The organism is Streptomyces sp. NPDC002779 (assembly GCF_042888685.1).
Taxonomy (GTDB): domain Bacteria; phylum Actinomycetota; class Actinomycetes; order Streptomycetales; family Streptomycetaceae; genus Streptomyces.
Window position 1 is genome coordinate 79,378 of sequence record NZ_JBIAQC010000014.1, and the last position, 14,908, is coordinate 94,285.

General features: G+C 70.3%; 14 protein-coding genes. 8 read left to right on the forward strand and 6 right to left on the reverse strand.

The genetic code is table 11. The annotated features are described in order from the left end of the window. Positions 1–32: 32 nt before the first annotated feature. Entirely contained in the window at positions 33–713 is a 681-nt protein-coding gene (locus tag ACFYW5_RS30900; RefSeq protein WP_389420408.1) for a hypothetical protein, read from the reverse strand. 27 nt (positions 714–740) lie between these two features. After that, on the reverse strand, positions 741–1,082 hold the full coding sequence (locus ACFYW5_RS30905; protein ID WP_389420409.1) for a hypothetical protein: 342 nt from the start codon (positions 1,080–1,082) through the stop codon (positions 741–743). A 731-nt stretch (positions 1,083–1,813) separates the two neighbouring features. On the opposite strand from ACFYW5_RS30905, the gene ACFYW5_RS30910 reads away from it, so the two are divergent. From ACFYW5_RS30910 to ACFYW5_RS30920, 3 genes are all read left to right on the forward strand, one after another. Next, a complete protein-coding gene (locus ACFYW5_RS30910; protein ID WP_389420410.1) occupies positions 1,814–2,152 on the forward strand; it encodes a MerR family transcriptional regulator in 339 nt (112 codons plus the stop codon). 431 nt (positions 2,153–2,583) lie between these two features. Further along, positions 2,584–3,201: an RNA polymerase sigma factor gene (locus ACFYW5_RS30915; RefSeq protein WP_389420411.1), complete on the forward strand. Its 618-nt coding sequence runs from the start codon at positions 2,584–2,586 to the stop codon at positions 3,199–3,201. Beyond that, positions 3,194–4,168, forward strand: coding sequence for a CU044_5270 family protein (locus tag ACFYW5_RS30920; protein WP_389420412.1), 975 nt, complete (start codon positions 3,194–3,196; stop codon positions 4,166–4,168). Before ACFYW5_RS30915 ends, ACFYW5_RS30920 begins: the two co-directional genes overlap by 8 nt. A gap of 44 nt (positions 4,169–4,212) precedes the next feature. Here ACFYW5_RS30920 and ACFYW5_RS30925 read toward each other — a convergent pair whose 3' ends face one another. Beyond that, complete coding sequence (locus tag ACFYW5_RS30925; protein ID WP_389420413.1) at positions 4,213–4,575, reverse strand: MerR family transcriptional regulator; 363 nt, start codon at positions 4,573–4,575, stop codon at positions 4,213–4,215. 70 nt (positions 4,576–4,645) lie between these two features. Here ACFYW5_RS30925 and ACFYW5_RS30930 point away from each other — a divergent pair, with 70 nt between their 5' ends. The 4 genes from ACFYW5_RS30930 (at position 4,646) to ACFYW5_RS30945 (ending at position 11,346) form a co-directional block, all read left to right on the forward strand. Beyond that, positions 4,646–5,509 (forward strand): NAD(P)-dependent oxidoreductase, encoded by an 864-nt coding sequence (locus ACFYW5_RS30930; protein ID WP_389420414.1) that lies wholly within the window; start codon positions 4,646–4,648, stop codon positions 5,507–5,509. A 228-nt stretch (positions 5,510–5,737) separates the two neighbouring features. Further along, positions 5,738–7,213 (forward strand): MFS transporter, encoded by a 1,476-nt coding sequence (locus ACFYW5_RS30935; protein ID WP_389420415.1) that lies wholly within the window; start codon positions 5,738–5,740, stop codon positions 7,211–7,213. 63 nt (positions 7,214–7,276) lie between these two features. Further along, positions 7,277–9,601: a family 78 glycoside hydrolase catalytic domain gene (locus ACFYW5_RS30940; protein WP_389420416.1), complete on the forward strand. Its 2,325-nt coding sequence runs from the start codon at positions 7,277–7,279 to the stop codon at positions 9,599–9,601. Further along, positions 9,598–11,346, forward strand: coding sequence for a glycoside hydrolase family 3 N-terminal domain-containing protein (locus ACFYW5_RS30945; protein WP_389420417.1), 1,749 nt, complete (start codon positions 9,598–9,600; stop codon positions 11,344–11,346). Before ACFYW5_RS30940 ends, ACFYW5_RS30945 begins: the two co-directional genes overlap by 4 nt. A 29-nt stretch (positions 11,347–11,375) precedes the next feature. On the opposite strand, the gene ACFYW5_RS30950 is transcribed toward ACFYW5_RS30945, so the two are convergent. Then, positions 11,376–11,999: a TetR/AcrR family transcriptional regulator gene (locus ACFYW5_RS30950; protein ID WP_389420418.1), complete on the reverse strand. Its 624-nt coding sequence runs from the start codon at positions 11,997–11,999 to the stop codon at positions 11,376–11,378. A 231-nt stretch (positions 12,000–12,230) separates the two neighbouring features. Further along, positions 12,231–12,782: a DinB family protein gene (locus ACFYW5_RS30955; protein ID WP_389420419.1), complete on the reverse strand. Its 552-nt coding sequence runs from the start codon at positions 12,780–12,782 to the stop codon at positions 12,231–12,233. Positions 12,783–12,875: 93 nt separating this feature from the next. Here ACFYW5_RS30955 and ACFYW5_RS30960 point away from each other — a divergent pair, with 93 nt between their 5' ends. Then, the gene (locus ACFYW5_RS30960) at positions 12,876–13,199 is read left to right on the forward strand and encodes a VOC family protein (RefSeq protein ID WP_389420420.1); all 324 of its coding nucleotides are present in this window, start codon (positions 12,876–12,878) and stop codon (positions 13,197–13,199) included. Between the two features lie 436 nt (positions 13,200–13,635). Here the strand turns inward: ACFYW5_RS30960 and ACFYW5_RS30965 are convergent, their stop codons facing one another. Further along, a complete protein-coding gene (locus tag ACFYW5_RS30965) occupies positions 13,636–14,817 on the reverse strand; it encodes a GTP-binding protein (protein ID WP_389420421.1) in 1,182 nt (393 codons plus the stop codon). Positions 14,818–14,908: the final 91 nt, after the last annotated feature.

The window sequence follows — 14,908 nt, forward strand, 5'->3', positions numbered from 1 at the left end:
CTGTCTCCTCAAGATCGGGCGAGCTGATGGGTTCAAGCTAGTGCGCGGCCGTGTCGGCTGTCTTGGACGGAAACGACAGCGAGGTCGGATCGCGGACCGGAGAGCTGCCGCGGACCCACCTGGGCAATGCGGCCGGCTACTGCATCAGCTCGGTGTGGGGATGGTGCAGCGCCGCCGGACAGATGGAGAGCTGCTGCTTGTAACCGCTGCCGATCCGGACCGCGTGTGAGCAGCGGGTCCATCTCGGTGCCGCAGGCCTGACAGAGCCGGGGGACCGGGTCGGTGTAGCCCCACTGGGGCCAGCCGCCGACCTTCCAGCCGGGGGAGACGGACAGGTGGCTGTCGTAGAACGACTCCGGGTGGGAGGCGTAAGCGTCGTCGACCCCGGAACCGGCCGCCTGCCACCTGCTCCAGTCGCCCAGTTGCTCGCGCAGCTCCGTGCTCAACTCCATGGGGCTGGGGTGTTCGGTCACCTGCTCCGGCGCGAGCACGCATGGCTCGGGCACGTAGACGTCGAGTTCAACTACGGGCGGTTCCGGCGGTGAGGTGAGGATGTCGGTGACATCGGCCGTGGACCGCCAGGAGAGTGCGGTCCTGGGCATGTAGCTCTCCGGAGGGTGGTCGAAGGGACACCACAGCACCTGGAGCACATCGGCGCCGGATTGGCCGGGCGGGCGCAGCAGGGGGATGTCCCGCACGTACAACTGGGCCACGGGCAGCATGGGGACCGGGCCGTCGGGTCACTGGATGTCCTCGTCGATCTGCTCCAGGAGCGCCTGCTCCTCCGGCGTGTGCTGGGCGGCGCGCGGATCGCCGTCCGTGGTCATCGCCACCCTCGCCTGGTGTCGCCGTCGCAGCCGTACCTCCGCCAGCAGGTCGGACGCTTCGGTGTGCGGGACGTCGCAATGCGGCCACGGCTCGTCGGTGGGCCACAGCAGCGGCCCGCCGATCGAACTGTCCTGCGGTGAGGGTGCGCCCGGCCGGGGGTGCAACCGGATCGCCGTGCGTGCCAGAGGGGCCAGTTGAGGAAAGACCGCGCGCACGTCGACCGGCCGCGGCGGGGTGGTACGGGTGGCGTTCATGGCGGTGCTGTTGCCAGCAGGCCTCTGACAACGAGGATTTGGTCCCCCATCTGACAACAGGCGCCGCCCTCGTCACTGTTCGAGGCGGATTACCTCCCTGTCGAACGCGCAGAAATCTATCGTGGCGGGAGTAGACATTGGCCTGCCGTCTGGTTATGGTTTCTCTCGTAACCCAGAGAGACAGCAAGGCCTGGCAGAGATGAACTGCCGGCAGCAGTACCCGCAGTTGCAGTACGCAGGACGGTGCGGTGGTGGAGTTCCGAAGCCAGGGCTGTGCAGGACGGTGACGGGACTGACGACCGGACCGGGTGGCCCGCAGTGATCAGGGGCCTCCGTGAGCAGGACCCCGCAGTGAAGTCAGTGAGCAGTACCTCGGTGAAGGCGTTGGCTGCGGACGCGCGCACCGGGAGCAGTTCGCATCACCAGCAGTACGCAGTACCCCGTATGTGCAAGTGATTGACCCGAGGAAGAACGGAGGAGCAAGACACCATCAGGATCGCCCGGGCGGAACTGCTGAGCCCGGGTACCGCAGGACATCGATAGTGAGGTGGTCTCCGGTCAAGCAACCGCGATCCCCGCGTCCCCGACAGCAGTTCAGTCGGGTCGGCGGAAGAAGAAGGCCGGCGCAGTACCAAGGCCGGCGGATGGTGTAGCAGTTCCTTCGGGGTCCGGGTGCCGGTATCGGCACCCGGACCCCTCGACGCGTTCCATAAAAAGAGCAAAGAGGTGCAATGACAGCAGACGCCACCCTCGACCGTCTTGATGACGACGACTATCCCGCCTACACCATGGGCCGGGCAGCCGACCTGCTCGGCACCACCCAGAGCTTCCTCCGTGCCATCGGCGAGCACCGCCTCATCACCCCGCTGCGCTCCGCCGGCGGCCACCGCCGCTACTCCCGCTACCAACTGCGCCTCGCCGCCCGCGCCCGCGAACTCGTCGACCAGGGCACGCCCATCGAGGCCGCCTGCCGCATCGTGATTCTCGAAGACCAGCTCGAGGAAGCCCAGCGCATCAACGCCGAATACCGCCGCGCCGCTCACTCTACGAATCCGAGGGCCGCTGTCTGAGAGCTGGGACCTCCCGCGCCTCCGCGTCTGCCGGGGTGTTGAACATGGCCGATCGGACAGCGGATCTGCCAGTACCGACGAGACCGCCCCGCCCCGGCGACGCTCCCTCAGTGGCGTGACGTGACGATCGCGGCGGGGTGCCCGTAGCAGCCTCCGTGGCCGCGCGCCGTTCAGCTGCCTGCCGTACCACCGCCAGTGCCACGCGCACTGCCCCCGGGATGCCCGTCCCGGGAAGTGCCCCTGGGGCACCACGCGTTCGCGGTCCACCCCCAGAGCTGCCCGCTTCAGCCGCAGTGCCTGCCCGACACGGGCGCCGTAGCGGGGCCAGCGGTCAGGGGCCAAGGGGCCTGAGGGAACTGGATCGGGGCGAGGGGCGAAAGAGAGGTGAAAGCCCAAGCCTTCGAAGCATTCCCAAGATGAGAGGAGCCCCGATGACCGTCGAACCAGGCGTCCGCACGGGGGCGGAGAGCGATGCCTTGGTCATTGCGCGGTCCCGGGATGAGCCCGAGGCATTCGCCGTGCTCTTCGACCGGCACGCGGATGCGGTACACCGTTACCTGGCCCGTCGGCTCGGCAGCGAGCCGGCCGACGACCTCATGGCGGACACCTTCACCACTGCGTTCCAGCAGCGGCACCGGTACGACCCCGCGCGCGCCACGGGCGACGACGCCCGGCCCTGGCTGTTCGGCATAGCGACCAACCTGGTCGGCCGGCACCGGCGCGCCGAGGCCCGCCGGTTCAAGACCCTGGCCCGCGTCTCGGCTCCCGCCGACCACGAGGAGCCGCTGGCCGACCGGGCCGCGGCCCGGGTAGGGGCACAGGCCGTACGCCGTGAACTGGCGGCGGCCCTGGCCGCGCTGCCCGCGCGGCACCGGGACGTACTGCTGCTGGTGGCGTGGGGCGGTCTCGGCTACGAGGAGGTGGCCCAGGCCCTCGGTGTGCCCATCGGCACGGTCAGATCACGGCTGCACCGGGCTCGCAGCAAACTGCGCGAAGCGTTGGGCGGATCCGATCCCACCATCTTGCGAGAGGCATCCGGCCATGAGTGACGAACTTGAACTCCTGCGGGACTGGAACGCGGACGCGGCCCCGCTCACCGAAGAGGCCCGGGCGCAGGCCCGCCACCGACTGCTCAACTCGATGACGCGCACCCAGCGGCACCCTGACACCGCACCCGGCCGCCGCCATGTGCTGCGCCTCGCGGCAGCCGCGGTGGTCACCATGGCGGTTACGGGCACGGCGGTACTGATCGCCCCGGACGGCGCCGACGAGGGCGGCCGCACCGACCACCCGGGCTCGAACGCCCCGCGGATGCGCAACGCCGGCGCCGTGACGGTGCTCAACGGGGCAGCAGCGCTGGCGAGCAGGCATGAGAAGCCTGTGGCGCCGCGCGATGACCAGTTCATCTACTCGAAGCGCGTCATCCAGGAGACGGAGCAGCAGACCGGTGCGGTCAAGTCGTATGTGGACGTGAACTGGGACTCGGTGGACGGTTCCCAGCGATCCTTGACCATGGAGCTCGGCCGGGTGATCTGGGAGGAGCCCATGGGGAAGAACGAGGGCGTGTGGCCGCCTCGGGAATGGAGCGCGCTGAAGAAGCTGCCCACTGACCCCGAGCAGCTCATCCAGGGCATCATCGCCGTCGGCACGTCCGACAAGCCGATCGACGAATTCACCGCCTGGGACTGGTACGACGCCTACTTCATGCTCGGCGAGCTGTTGAAGTGGCCGGTGCTGCCCGAGGGCCTGCGTCCGGCCGCGTACGCGGCGCTGGCCCTGGTGCCAGGGGTCAAGGCCACCCCGCGGATGAAGGACTCCGCCGGGCGCCGCGGGGTGGGGATCTCCTACCCTGACGGCCCGTCCGAGAAGGGCAAGTACCTCATCTTCGACCCGGAGTCCTATGAGTTCCTGGGCTTCCGCGCCGAGCGGACCTCGCGTTCGGGGAAGAAGACGTACGTCCAGCTGTCGCACGTGGTGGACTGGGCGATCGTCGACCGCTTGAGGCAGCGCCCTTAGCTCTGCTTCTGACCAGCAGAGACACCGAACTGCAAGGTGGAGTGCTAACTAGCCATCCGCCGCTCCGTGATCGCCAGGTACTCGCGCAATGTCTGACGGGACTGGACGAGCGTGTCGATCTGCTCGTCCAGTCCGGTGATGCGTGCCCGCAGCAGGTCCAGGGTCTCCGGGCAGGGCTTCAGATCGGGGGCCGCGCCGGTGACGCACGGCTGGAGGTACCCGATCTCCTGGGTCGACAGCCCGGCGTCGAGCAGTTTCCTGATCTGGGTCACGGTCAGCACGGCGTCCTCGCCGTACTCGCGGTAGCCGTTGTCGGCGCGGTCGGGCACCAGCAGGCCCTGCGCCTCGTAGTACCGCAGTTGGTGCGAGTTCACTCCGGTCCGCCAGCTCAGCTCCCCGATCAGCATGCGCGTTCCCCCTTGACCTTCATACCGGTGTGAAGGTTGACGATTGTGCCACCGATCAGCGAAGGAGCACATGATGCGCACTGGCACACCCGTCACGGTTCTGGGTCTCGGGCTGATGGGCGGCGCCCTCGCCGGGGCGTTCTTGCGCGCGGGGCACCCGACGACCGTGTGGAACCGCACGGCGGCCAAGGCCGACGACCTCGTGGCTCGGGGCGCCGTGCTCGCCGAGTCCCCGGCGGCCGCGATTGCGTCCGCCCCGCTCGTGGTGGTCTGCGTGTCGGACTACGACGCCGTGGCGGACGTCCTCGATGGACCGCTCGACGGTCGGGTCGTGGTGAACCTGACCTCGGGCACGCCCTCGCGCGCCAGAGCACTCGCCCAGGAGGTGGCGCGCCGCGGCGGCGGTTATCTCGACGGCGGGATCATGGCCGTCACGGAGGCCGTCGGCACGGCCGACGCCGTGCTCGCCTACAGCGGGCCGCGACCGCTGTACGACGCCCACGAGTCAACCCTGGGCAGTCTGGGTACGGGCCTCCACCTCGGCGACGACCCCGGACTGTCGGCCACGCACGAGATGGCCACGCTCGTCCTCATGTGGGGCATGCTCGACGGATTCCTCAACGCCGCCGCGATACTCGGCACGACCGGTGTGTCCGCCACGGCGTATCTCCCCATCGCGCAGACGGCGATCGACACGGTGGCCGGCTGGCTGCCGGGTTACGCGCGGCAGGCCGACAGCGGCGTCTACCCGGCCGACGACGGCACCATCGACACCCACCTGACGGCGATGGCGCAGGTGGTCCAGGAGAGCGAGTCGCTCGGCGTCAACGCCGAACTGCCGAGGCTCGTCAAGGCGCTGGCCGAGCGAGCGGCGGCCGCCGGTCACGGCGCCAGCGGATACGTGGCGCTGGTGGAGCAGTTCCGCAAGCCGTGAGTCGTGCGGTGGTGGCCGGGTCACTCACCTTCACGAGTAACCCACCACGCCTCCCGGAGTGACGTGAGTCACACCGTGAAAGCCTAGTGCACACTAAGTGTTGGGATTCATCATCGAGCGCACGGCTGAAACGTTTCTGTCGTGTTGCGGCCACATGGCCTTTCCCTCGACGGCGCTGCCCTCACCACCCCCACCTGCGCCCGGCTGATCCCTGAAAGGAGCGGACTCGTGACACCGACGTCAGCGAGCCCCTCGCTCGATACAGCACCCGCCCCGCATGGCCAGAAGTGGACCCCGCGACTGGTGGGCGTCCTGATCGCCCTCATCTGGCCCACGCAGTTGCTGGTGACGGTGGGCATCCTCGGCTCCAACGCCACCGCCGACGTGGCACAGAGCTTCCACACGACGCAGGTGGCCTGGTTCTCCCTCATCGTGACGCTGGTCTCCGCCCTGCTGAGCCCGTTCGTCATCAAGCTGGGCGACCTGTACGGCAAGAAGCGGATCATGCTCGGCATGATCGCCCTCGGCGTCGTGGGAGACGTCATCGCCGCAACCGCGGGCAGCTTCGAGATGGTGCTGGTCGGCCGCGGCCTGGCCGCCTGCTACGGCCCCTTCCCGGCACTCGCCTTTCCCGCGGTGCGCGACATCTTCCCCGGCCGGCTGGTCAAGTCCGCCAGCGGCATCCTGGGCAGCAGCCTCGGCCTGGTCGCCCTCGGCTCGCCCTTCCTGGCCGGCTGGCTGATCGACGACTGGGGCTACAAGGGCGCCATGTGGTTCCTGGCCGGGGCCACCGCCGTCTCCTTCGTCCTCGTGGCGACGCTCGTGCCCGAGACCCCCAAGCACGCCTTCGAATCCGGCTTCGACTGGCTCGGTGGCATCGTCCTCGGCAGCGGCCTGGCCATCCTTGTCTACGCCGTCGGACAGGGGCAGTCCTGGGGCTGGGACAGCGCCAAGACCCTGGCCTGGCTCGCGGCCGGAGTTGCCGCCCTGGCCGGCTTCCTCCTCGTGGAACGGGCGAGCAGCCACCCCATCCTCGACCTGGGGGTCCTGCGCCGCCGCTCGGTCGCGACGACCGTCGTCTCCGGCGCCCTCGCCCAGGCGGCCGCCTACACCGCCCCCGTCGTTGCCATCCTGCTGGCGCTCTATCCGCACATCCCCGGCGTCTCGGCCGGCTTCGGCTGGACCGCCCAGCACAGCGCCACGGTCGGCGTCACCTGGAATCTGCTGCTGTTCGTCACCGGCCTGGTCGCGAGCCGCTTCCTGCGCGGGGTGGACACCCGCCTGATCTGGTGGGCGGGAGTCGCGATCATGGGCCTCGGCTACCTGCTGGCGGGCCTCTACCACGACGGTGCGGTCCAGCTGACGTGGACGATGTGCGTGGCCAGCCTGGGCAGCGGCCTGGTCGTCGCCGCCGCGCCGGTACTGGTCGTCGGTGCGGTCTCCCCGGACGAGCAGGGCCTGGGCAGCGGCATGCTCACCATGCTCACCCACGTCTTCGGCGCGATGTTCGGCGCCGCGATGTTCGCCGCCCTCGCCTCCGACAGCACGGTCCTCGAGGGCACCGCGTTCTACGGCGACAGCGGCTACACCTCGGCCTTCTGGGTCGGCGCCCTGTTCAGTGCGCTGGCCCTCGCCATCGGCCTGCTGATCCCCCCGCTGCGCGAACCCGAGGAGGAGGCCGAAGAGGCACCCTCCGCGGTCTGACGCACCCCTCCTGGTCCGGCCCGGCCACACCCCCGTGTGCGCCGGGCCCTGAGAAAGGCACCGATGTCGCACCACCACTGGACCGCCCAGGTCATCAGCCCCCGCCCGCCCGAGGAGAGCCCGTCCGCCGAGGCGGCGGCCCGCCCGGCCGCCCTGCTGCGTGGCGAGTTCGCCGTACGGCCAGGCGTGCGAGCGGCCCGGCTGACGGTCACCGCGCTGGGCGTCTACGAACTGGAGCTCAACGGCAGCGTGGTCGGCGACCACGTCCTGGCCCCGGGCTGGACCAGCTACCGCCACCGCCACCGCTTCCACTCCTTCGACGTGACCGGGCTGCTGCGCACCGGCGCGAACGCCTGGGGCGCCCACCTCGCGGACGGCTGGTACCGGGGTCGGCTCGGCTTCAACGGCGGCACCCGCGACATCTACGGCCCGGACACCGGCCTCCTCGCCGAACTGCGCGTGGAGTACGCCGACGGCACGACCCAGACCGTCACCACCGGCCCCGACTGGCGCGCCTGTTACGGCCCGGTGCTCTCCGCCGGCCTGTACGAGGGCGAGCACCACGACGCGCGCCGCGAACAGCCCGGCTGGAGCGAGCCGGGTTTCGACGACCGCGCCTGGCACCCGGTGCGCGTCCTCGACTTCGACACCACCGTCCTCTTCCCCGCCGACAGCCCGCCCGTGCGCCGCGTCGAGACCGTCCGGCCCGTCGCGGTCACCGCGCTGCCCGGCGGTCGCGCGCTGCTGGACTTCGGACAGAACCTCGTCGGGCGCCTGCGCATCCGGGTGCGCGGCGAGGCCGGCCGCACGGTCACCCTGCGCCATGCCGAAGTCCTCGATCAGGATGGCGAGTTGTGCGTCCGGCCGCTGCGCACCGCCGCCGCCACCGACCGGTACACCCTGCGCGGCGGCACGGACGCGGAGGAGTGGGAGCCGCGCTTCACCTTCCACGGCTTCCGCTACGCCGAAATCGACGGCTGGCCCGGCCCGGTGACACCCGACGACGTCACCGCCGTAGTCCTCCACAGCGACCTGCGCCGCACCGGCTGGTTCTCCTGCTCCGACCCTGCCCTGCAGCGGCTGCACGAGAACGTCGTATGGGGCATGCGCGGCAACTTCCTCGACGTACCCACCGACTGCCCGCAGCGCGACGAGCGCCTCGGCTGGACCGGAGACGTGCAGGTCTTCGCCCCCACGGCCGCGTTCCTGTACGACGTGCGCGCCTTCCTGCGGTCCTGGCTGCGCGACCTGGCCGCCGACCAGAGCGAGGACGAGCACGGCATACCACCGGTGTTCACCCCCGCCATCCCGGTCATCGCCGACGTCCCGCTGCCGCCCGGCAACCTGCCGATGGCCGGGTGGTGCGACGCCGCCGTCATCGTGCCCTGGGTGCTGTACGAGCGGTACGCCGACACCGACGCACTGCGCGAGCAGTACCCCTCGATGCGGGCGTGGGTCGACGCCGTCGAGGAGATCGCCGGGCCGGACCGGATCTGGGGCGAGGGCTTCCAGTTCGGTGACTGGCTGGACCCCACGGCCCCTCCCGAGGCCCCGGGGAAGGCCGTGACCTCCTCCGCCCTGGTCGCCACCGCCTACTTCGCCCGCTCCGCCCGCCTGCTCGCCCGCAGCGCCGAAGTCCTCGGCGACCTCGACGACGCGCTGCGCTACGACACCCTCGCCGACGCGGTGCGCGACGCCTTCCGCGGCCGCTTCCACGCGGGAGGCGGTCGGCTGACCGAGGAGACGCAGACCGCGTACGCGCTGGCCCTCAGCTTCGGTCTGCTGGAGGATCCGGCCGAGCGGGCCGCCGCCGGTGACCGGCTCGCCGCCCTGGTCGCCGCACGCGGCCACCGCATCGGCACCGGCTTCCTCGGCACCCCGCTCGTGTGCGACGCGCTCACCGCCACCGGGCACCTGGACACGGCGTACCGGCTGCTGCTGGAGCGGTCCTGCCCGTCCTGGCTCTACCAGGTGGACATGGGCGCCACGACCGTCTGGGAACGCTGGGACAGCATGCTGCCCGACGGGCACGTCAACCCCGGTGAGATGACCTCGTTCAACCACTACGCGCTGGGCGCGGTCGCCGACTTCGTCCACCGCACGGTCGCCGGACTCGCCCCGGCCGCGCCCGGCTACCGGCGCCTGCTGGTCCGGCCCCGTCCCGGCGGCGGCCTGACCTGGGCGAAGGCCGCACACGACACGCCGTACGGCCGCGCCGAGGTGTTCTGGCGCATCGCCGGGCCCTCCCTGCACGCCGATGTCCTGGTACCGCCCGGCACCACCGCCGAGGTCCACCTGCCGGGCGCCGAGCCCGTCGAGGCCGGACCGGGCCGCCACAGCTTCTGCATCCCCCACCCCATCCCCGCAGCCGCCGAGGAGCAGCAGTGACCCACCCGTACCAGGACCCCGCCCGCGGCGTGCAGGAGCGCGTCGCGGACCTGCTGCCCCGCATGACGGTGGAGGAGAAGGCCGGGCTGGTCTTCCACCACGTGATCGGCCCCGGCCCGCAGGCCGCGCCGGCCGGGCGCACCGCCGAGCAGATGCTCTCCGAGAGCCGGATGACGCACTTCAACGTCCTGGGCGCCGCTTCCCCCCGCGAGATGGCCGCCTTCCACAACCGGCTCCAGGAACGGGCCGCCCACACCCGGCTGGGCATCCCGGTCACCCTGTCCACCGACCCGCGGCACGCCTTCACCGACAACCCGGGCACCGCGATGATGGCCGGGCCCTTCTCCCAGTGGCCCGAGACGCTCGGCCTGGCGGCCGTCGGCGACGCCGACCTGGTGCGCCGGTACGCGGACACCGTACGCCGCGAGTACTTGGCCGTGGGCCTGCGCGTCGCGCTGCACCCGCAGATCGACCTGGCCACCGAGCCGCGCTGGGCCCGCATCTCCGGCACGTTCGGCGAGGACGCCGACCTGACGTCCCGCCTGGTCGCCGCGTACATCGAGGGCCTGCGCGGACCGGGCGGCGGTCTCGGTCACGACAGCGTCGCCGCGATGGTCAAGCACTTCCCGGGCGGCGGCCCGCAGAAGGACGGCGAGGACCCGCACTTCCCCTACGGCAAGGAGCAGGTGTACCCGGGCGGCTTCTTCGACTACCACCTCAAGCCGTTCGAGGCGGCCATCGCCGCCGGGGCGACGCAGGTGATGCCGTACTACGGCAAGCCCGTCGGCACCGGCCACGAGGAGGTCGGCTTCGGCTTCAACAAGGACATCATCACCGGACTGCTGCGCGACAAGCTCGGCTTCGACGGCATCGTCTGCACCGACTGGGGCCTGGTCACCGACCAACTCGTCATGGGCGAACCGCACTTGGCCCGCGCCTGGGGCGTGGAGGACCTGACCCCGGCCGAACGCGTCCTGCGGATCTTCCACGCGGGCGCCGACCAGATCGGCGGCGAATCCTGCTCCGAGCTGGTCGCCGACCTCGTCCGGCACGGACAGCTCGCGGAGTCCCGCCTGGACGCCTCAGCCGCCCGGCTGCTCGCCGAGAAGTTCCGCCTCGGCCTGTTCGACGAGCGGCGCTACGTCGACGTGGACGCGGCCGAGGCCGTCGTCGGCCGCACCGACTTCCGCGCCGCCGGCGAGGCAGCCCAGCGCTCCGGCCTCACGCTAATCAAGAACGGCGACGCCCTGCTGCCACTGACCGGGACCCCGCGCCTGTACGTCGAAGGCGTCGACCCGGCCGTGGCCGCCGAGTACGCCTCACTCGTCGCCGACCCCGCCGACGCCGACCTCGCGGTGCTGCGGCTGGCCACCCCGCACGAGCCGCGCCCCGGTCTGTTCGAGTCCTTCTTCCACGCGGGGCGGCTCGACTTCGACGAGGACCGGCTGAAGGAGATCCTCACGCTGCTGGACACGGTGCCCACCGTCGTCGCCGTCCACCTGGAGCGGCCGGCCGTCATCCCGGAGATCGCCGACCGCTGCGCGGCGTTGCTCGCCGCGTTCGGCGCGGGCGACCGGGCGCTGCTGGACGTACTGTTCGGCCGGGCCGAGCCCGTGGGGCGGCTGCCGTTCCAGCTGCCGCGGTCGATGGCAGAGGTCAGGGCCGGCCGGCCGGATGTGCCGCAGGAGAGCCGCGACCCGCTGTTCGCCTTCGGGCACGGCTTGCGTTACGCACCGCGGGAGTGAACCGGGGGTGTAGCTTGGCCCCGGCCTGTTCACAGCCCCTTGCCGTCGGCCGAGATGGTCCGCAGCAGGTGGTCCAGATGTGAACGCGCGACCCCGGCGAGGTCGAAGGCACGGCCGCTGGCCAGCCACTGCAACCGCAGCCCCGCGTCGACGGCCGCGCACTCCCGCGCGATCGCCTCGTGGTCGAGATCGGGCTTGAGCTCACCGGACTCGCTCGCCGCGCGCAGCCGGTCGGTGAGCTCCCGGACTCCCTTCTCCTGCCACTCGGAGAAGAAGTCGTGCGCGGGGTGGCCCTCCGCGGTGGCCTCGGCGGCGAGCACCACGGACAGTTCGATGATGCCGGGCATGCGCAGCGCCTCCTCCATGTCCTCGACATGGCACCGGAAGGCGTCCCGTACGGAGCCGGTCACCCGCAGCCACCGTTCGTCCATCTGGTGGTGCCAGTACTCGACGACTGCCTGGAGCAACTGCTGCTTGCCCCCGAAGTGATGCAGCAACCCCGCGTCGGTGAGACCGGCGTCCCGCGCAACGCGGGCGAGCGAGGTGTTGTGGTAGCCGTCCTGGCCGAACCGCCGCATGGCCGCTTCCAGGATCTGCGGCCGCCTCGCCTGCCCCGCCGCGTACGAGCCACGCGGCCCTCTAGGTGTCCCCATGAGACAACCGTAATGGGCCACGTGTCCGGCTCACGATCAGCCCCGCGTCGGAAGGCGGACACCGCCCGGATCACGACGCACCGTTACGCAGTGGTGCTGGAGTGTGACACGGGCGGTGTGGGTGTGCCTGTACAGCGGCCCCATCGTGGCTACCGGAGCAGGACTTCCTCGCTCATCGGATTCCACACCGTCCTGCTCCGTACCCTCCCTCGCCGGGATCGGGACTTGCGCTTACACGCCTATCGCTCCGTCGATCCGCTCCCGAAGCAGGTCGGCGTGGCCGTTGTGTCGGGCGTACTCCTCCACCATGTGTATGAGCACCCAGCGCAGCGAGACAGTGCCGCGCCACTCGTCGCTGCCCTCGACGTCGAGGTCAGGTGCTTCGGCGACGAAGTGGTCGGCGAAGGTCACTTCCGAGCGCCACGCCTCCCACGCCGCCGCGATGACCGCGGGGTCGGACACTGCACCGTCGAAGTCCCCGTCAGGGTCCGCCTTCGACGAGAACAGAGGTGCTGCGTCCTCTCCGGCCAGCACCTTCCGGAACCATCGGCGTTCCACATCCGCGAGGTGCCGGACCAGACCGAGCAAAGAGAGCGTGGACGGCTCGACGGCCCGCAGTGACAACTCCTCTTCCAGGCCGGCGCACTTCAGCTCCAGAGTCGCACGCTGTGCCTGGAGAATGCCGACGAGCATCTGCCGCTCGTCGCCGGTCGCAGGGCCGCTGAAGCGGGGGTCATCGTCGTTGCCCGTGAAGAATTCGGCTCGTCTGGTCACGTTGGTCATTCCCTCCATCATCCTCTGCACTCCTCGGTTCGGAGGAGATCGATACCCTGGTCGTCCTGGCCAGGTCGTCGGTCGTCAACACAAGGAAAGAACATGGGCATTCGTCTTGGCGGCATCGTCGTCGACGCTGTGGACCTCGATCGTCTGGCCCGGTTCTGGAGTGGGTTGCTCGATCTGGAGGTGACCCGTCGTGAGGAGGACTGGATCAGTCTCGGCCCTGGCTTTGCCCTCCAGCGCGTCCCCGAGTCGAAGACGGCGAAGAACCGCGTCCACGTGGACCTGGTCGCCGATGATTTCCCTGAGGCCGTCGCCCGTGCCGCGGCGCTGGGAGCCACGGCGGTCGGAGAGATGCACGAGGACCTGTGGCAAGTCTGGCAGGACCCTGAAGGCAACGAATTCTGTCTCTGCGTCTCCTGACCCGCGGTGCCCTGCGAGCAGGGCCGGGGCCACGGTGGCAGGCTGGCTAGGCGGCACGGACGCGCAACCGCCGGTGCGGGCTCAGTCCCAGCACCAAGGTGCAGCCGTAGACGAGCACGACCATTCCCGGCCCCAGGTGCAACTCATCAGTCAGCACTCCCGTATCGCCGCACACGGCTGGCACTCACCACGCAGCCGCCTCACGGGCAGCATGTCAGGGCCACCGCACTCTGTCGCGGCAATTTGCCCTCAGGCCAAGCACGGACGGGGCGTGAAGGCTCGTAGTAAGTCCGCGACTTACCGCTCGAACAGGCTGGGGGCAGTACCGCGCCAGTCAGGGGCAGCAGGTCATGCGCGCCTTCCGGTTGGGTCTCCGTGGGTACGGGATGTACCGGGCGGGCGGTGCCGTGGCTGCGACCACCGTCCGCCCGGAGTCTCAGGGGCGCGCCACGAGTGCGGCGTGTTCGGGATGGTCGTGGTCGCAGGTGTCGTCGATGCCGTAGGTGTCCCAGGCGGGGAACGGATCGTCGGCCGGGAGGCTCTCGCCGTCCGCCATCAGGCAGTCGGTGAGCGCCGATCGGAGCACCTCGGCGTGCAGGTGTGTGCCGATGAAGACGAGCTCCTGGCCTGCCGGACTGTCGGTGTCACGGGCGGCGGAGGGCTCGAAGCGGGCGACGGAGCCGGCCTGCGACCACAGCCCCGTCACATGCGGTCGGCTGGCCAGGGTGAAGAACCCCTTGGAGCGCAGGATCTGCCCGTACGCGCCGCTGTCCATCTCCGCGGTCACGAACTGCCACAAACGCCCGGGGTGGAAGGGCAGTTCGGAGCGGAAGACGGTGGAGGAGATACCGTACTCCTCGGTCTCCGGGACGTGGTCGCCATTGAGTTCCATGACCCAGCCGGGGGCCTGCTGGGCGCGTTCGAGATCAAACAGCCGGGTTCCGAGTACTTCCTTGAGCTCCACCTGACCGTGCACGGCGGGCACGATCCGGGCCGCCGGGTTGAGGCGGGTGAGCGTGGCCGTCAGGCGCTCGGCGGCGGTGTCGTCGACCAGGTCGAGTTTGTTGAGCACGATGACGTCGGCGAACTCGATCTGGTCCATCAACAGATCGCTGACGGTGCGTTCGTCGTCCTCGTACTGGTCGAGGCCGCGCTCGATGAGCTCATCGCCGCTGGCCAGTTCGGGCAGGAAGTTGGCGGCGTCGACGACCGTGACCATGGTGTCCAGGCACGCGAGGTCACCGAGGGTGGCACCGTCGTCGCGGGCGAAGGCGAAGGTGGCCGCGACCGGCATGGGCTCGGAGATGCCGCTGGACTCGATGAGGAGGTAGTCGAACCGTCCTTCCCGGGCCAGCCGCTCCACTTCCTCCAGCAGGTCGTCGCGGAGCGTGCAGCAGATGCACCCGTTGGTCATCTCGACCAGGCGCTCCTCGGTCCGCGACAGCGCCGCCTCACCGCCGCGCACGAGCGCCGCGTCGATGTTGACCTCACTCATGTCATTGACGATGACCGCGACGCGCAGCCCTTCACGGTTACCGAGCACGTGGTTGAGCAGCGTGGTCTTCCCCGCGCCGAGGAACCCGGACAGAACGGTCACCGGCAGCCGGTCGTGCGTCATCCTGGGCTCCTCTCAGTCTTGGGGACGGCCATGGTGCTCCCTCTTCGGGGGTGCGAGCAGAACGCTACATGAAAATGGATCCCATTACGAA

Coding starts and splice junctions, on each gene's coding strand:
- ACFYW5_RS30905 (WP_389420409.1), bottom strand. CDS start 1,082: ATGAACGCCACCCGTACCACCCCGCCGCGGCCGGTCGACGTGCGCGCG.
- ACFYW5_RS30910 (WP_389420410.1), top strand. CDS start 1,814: ATGACAGCAGACGCCACCCTCGACCGTCTTGATGACGACGACTATCCC.
- ACFYW5_RS30915 (WP_389420411.1), top strand. CDS start 2,584: ATGACCGTCGAACCAGGCGTCCGCACGGGGGCGGAGAGCGATGCCTTG.
- ACFYW5_RS30920 (WP_389420412.1), top strand. CDS start 3,194: ATGAGTGACGAACTTGAACTCCTGCGGGACTGGAACGCGGACGCGGCC.
- ACFYW5_RS30925 (WP_389420413.1), bottom strand. CDS start 4,575: ATGCTGATCGGGGAGCTGAGCTGGCGGACCGGAGTGAACTCGCACCAA.
- ACFYW5_RS30930 (WP_389420414.1), top strand. CDS start 4,646: ATGATGCGCACTGGCACACCCGTCACGGTTCTGGGTCTCGGGCTGATG.
- ACFYW5_RS30940 (WP_389420416.1), top strand. CDS start 7,277: ATGTCGCACCACCACTGGACCGCCCAGGTCATCAGCCCCCGCCCGCCC.
- ACFYW5_RS30950 (WP_389420418.1), bottom strand. CDS start 11,999: ATGGGGACACCTAGAGGGCCGCGTGGCTCGTACGCGGCGGGGCAGGCG.
- ACFYW5_RS30955 (WP_389420419.1), bottom strand. CDS start 12,782: ATGACCAACGTGACCAGACGAGCCGAATTCTTCACGGGCAACGACGAT.
- ACFYW5_RS30960 (WP_389420420.1), top strand. CDS start 12,876: ATGGGCATTCGTCTTGGCGGCATCGTCGTCGACGCTGTGGACCTCGAT.
- ACFYW5_RS30965 (WP_389420421.1), bottom strand. CDS start 14,817: ATGACGCACGACCGGCTGCCGGTGACCGTTCTGTCCGGGTTCCTCGGC.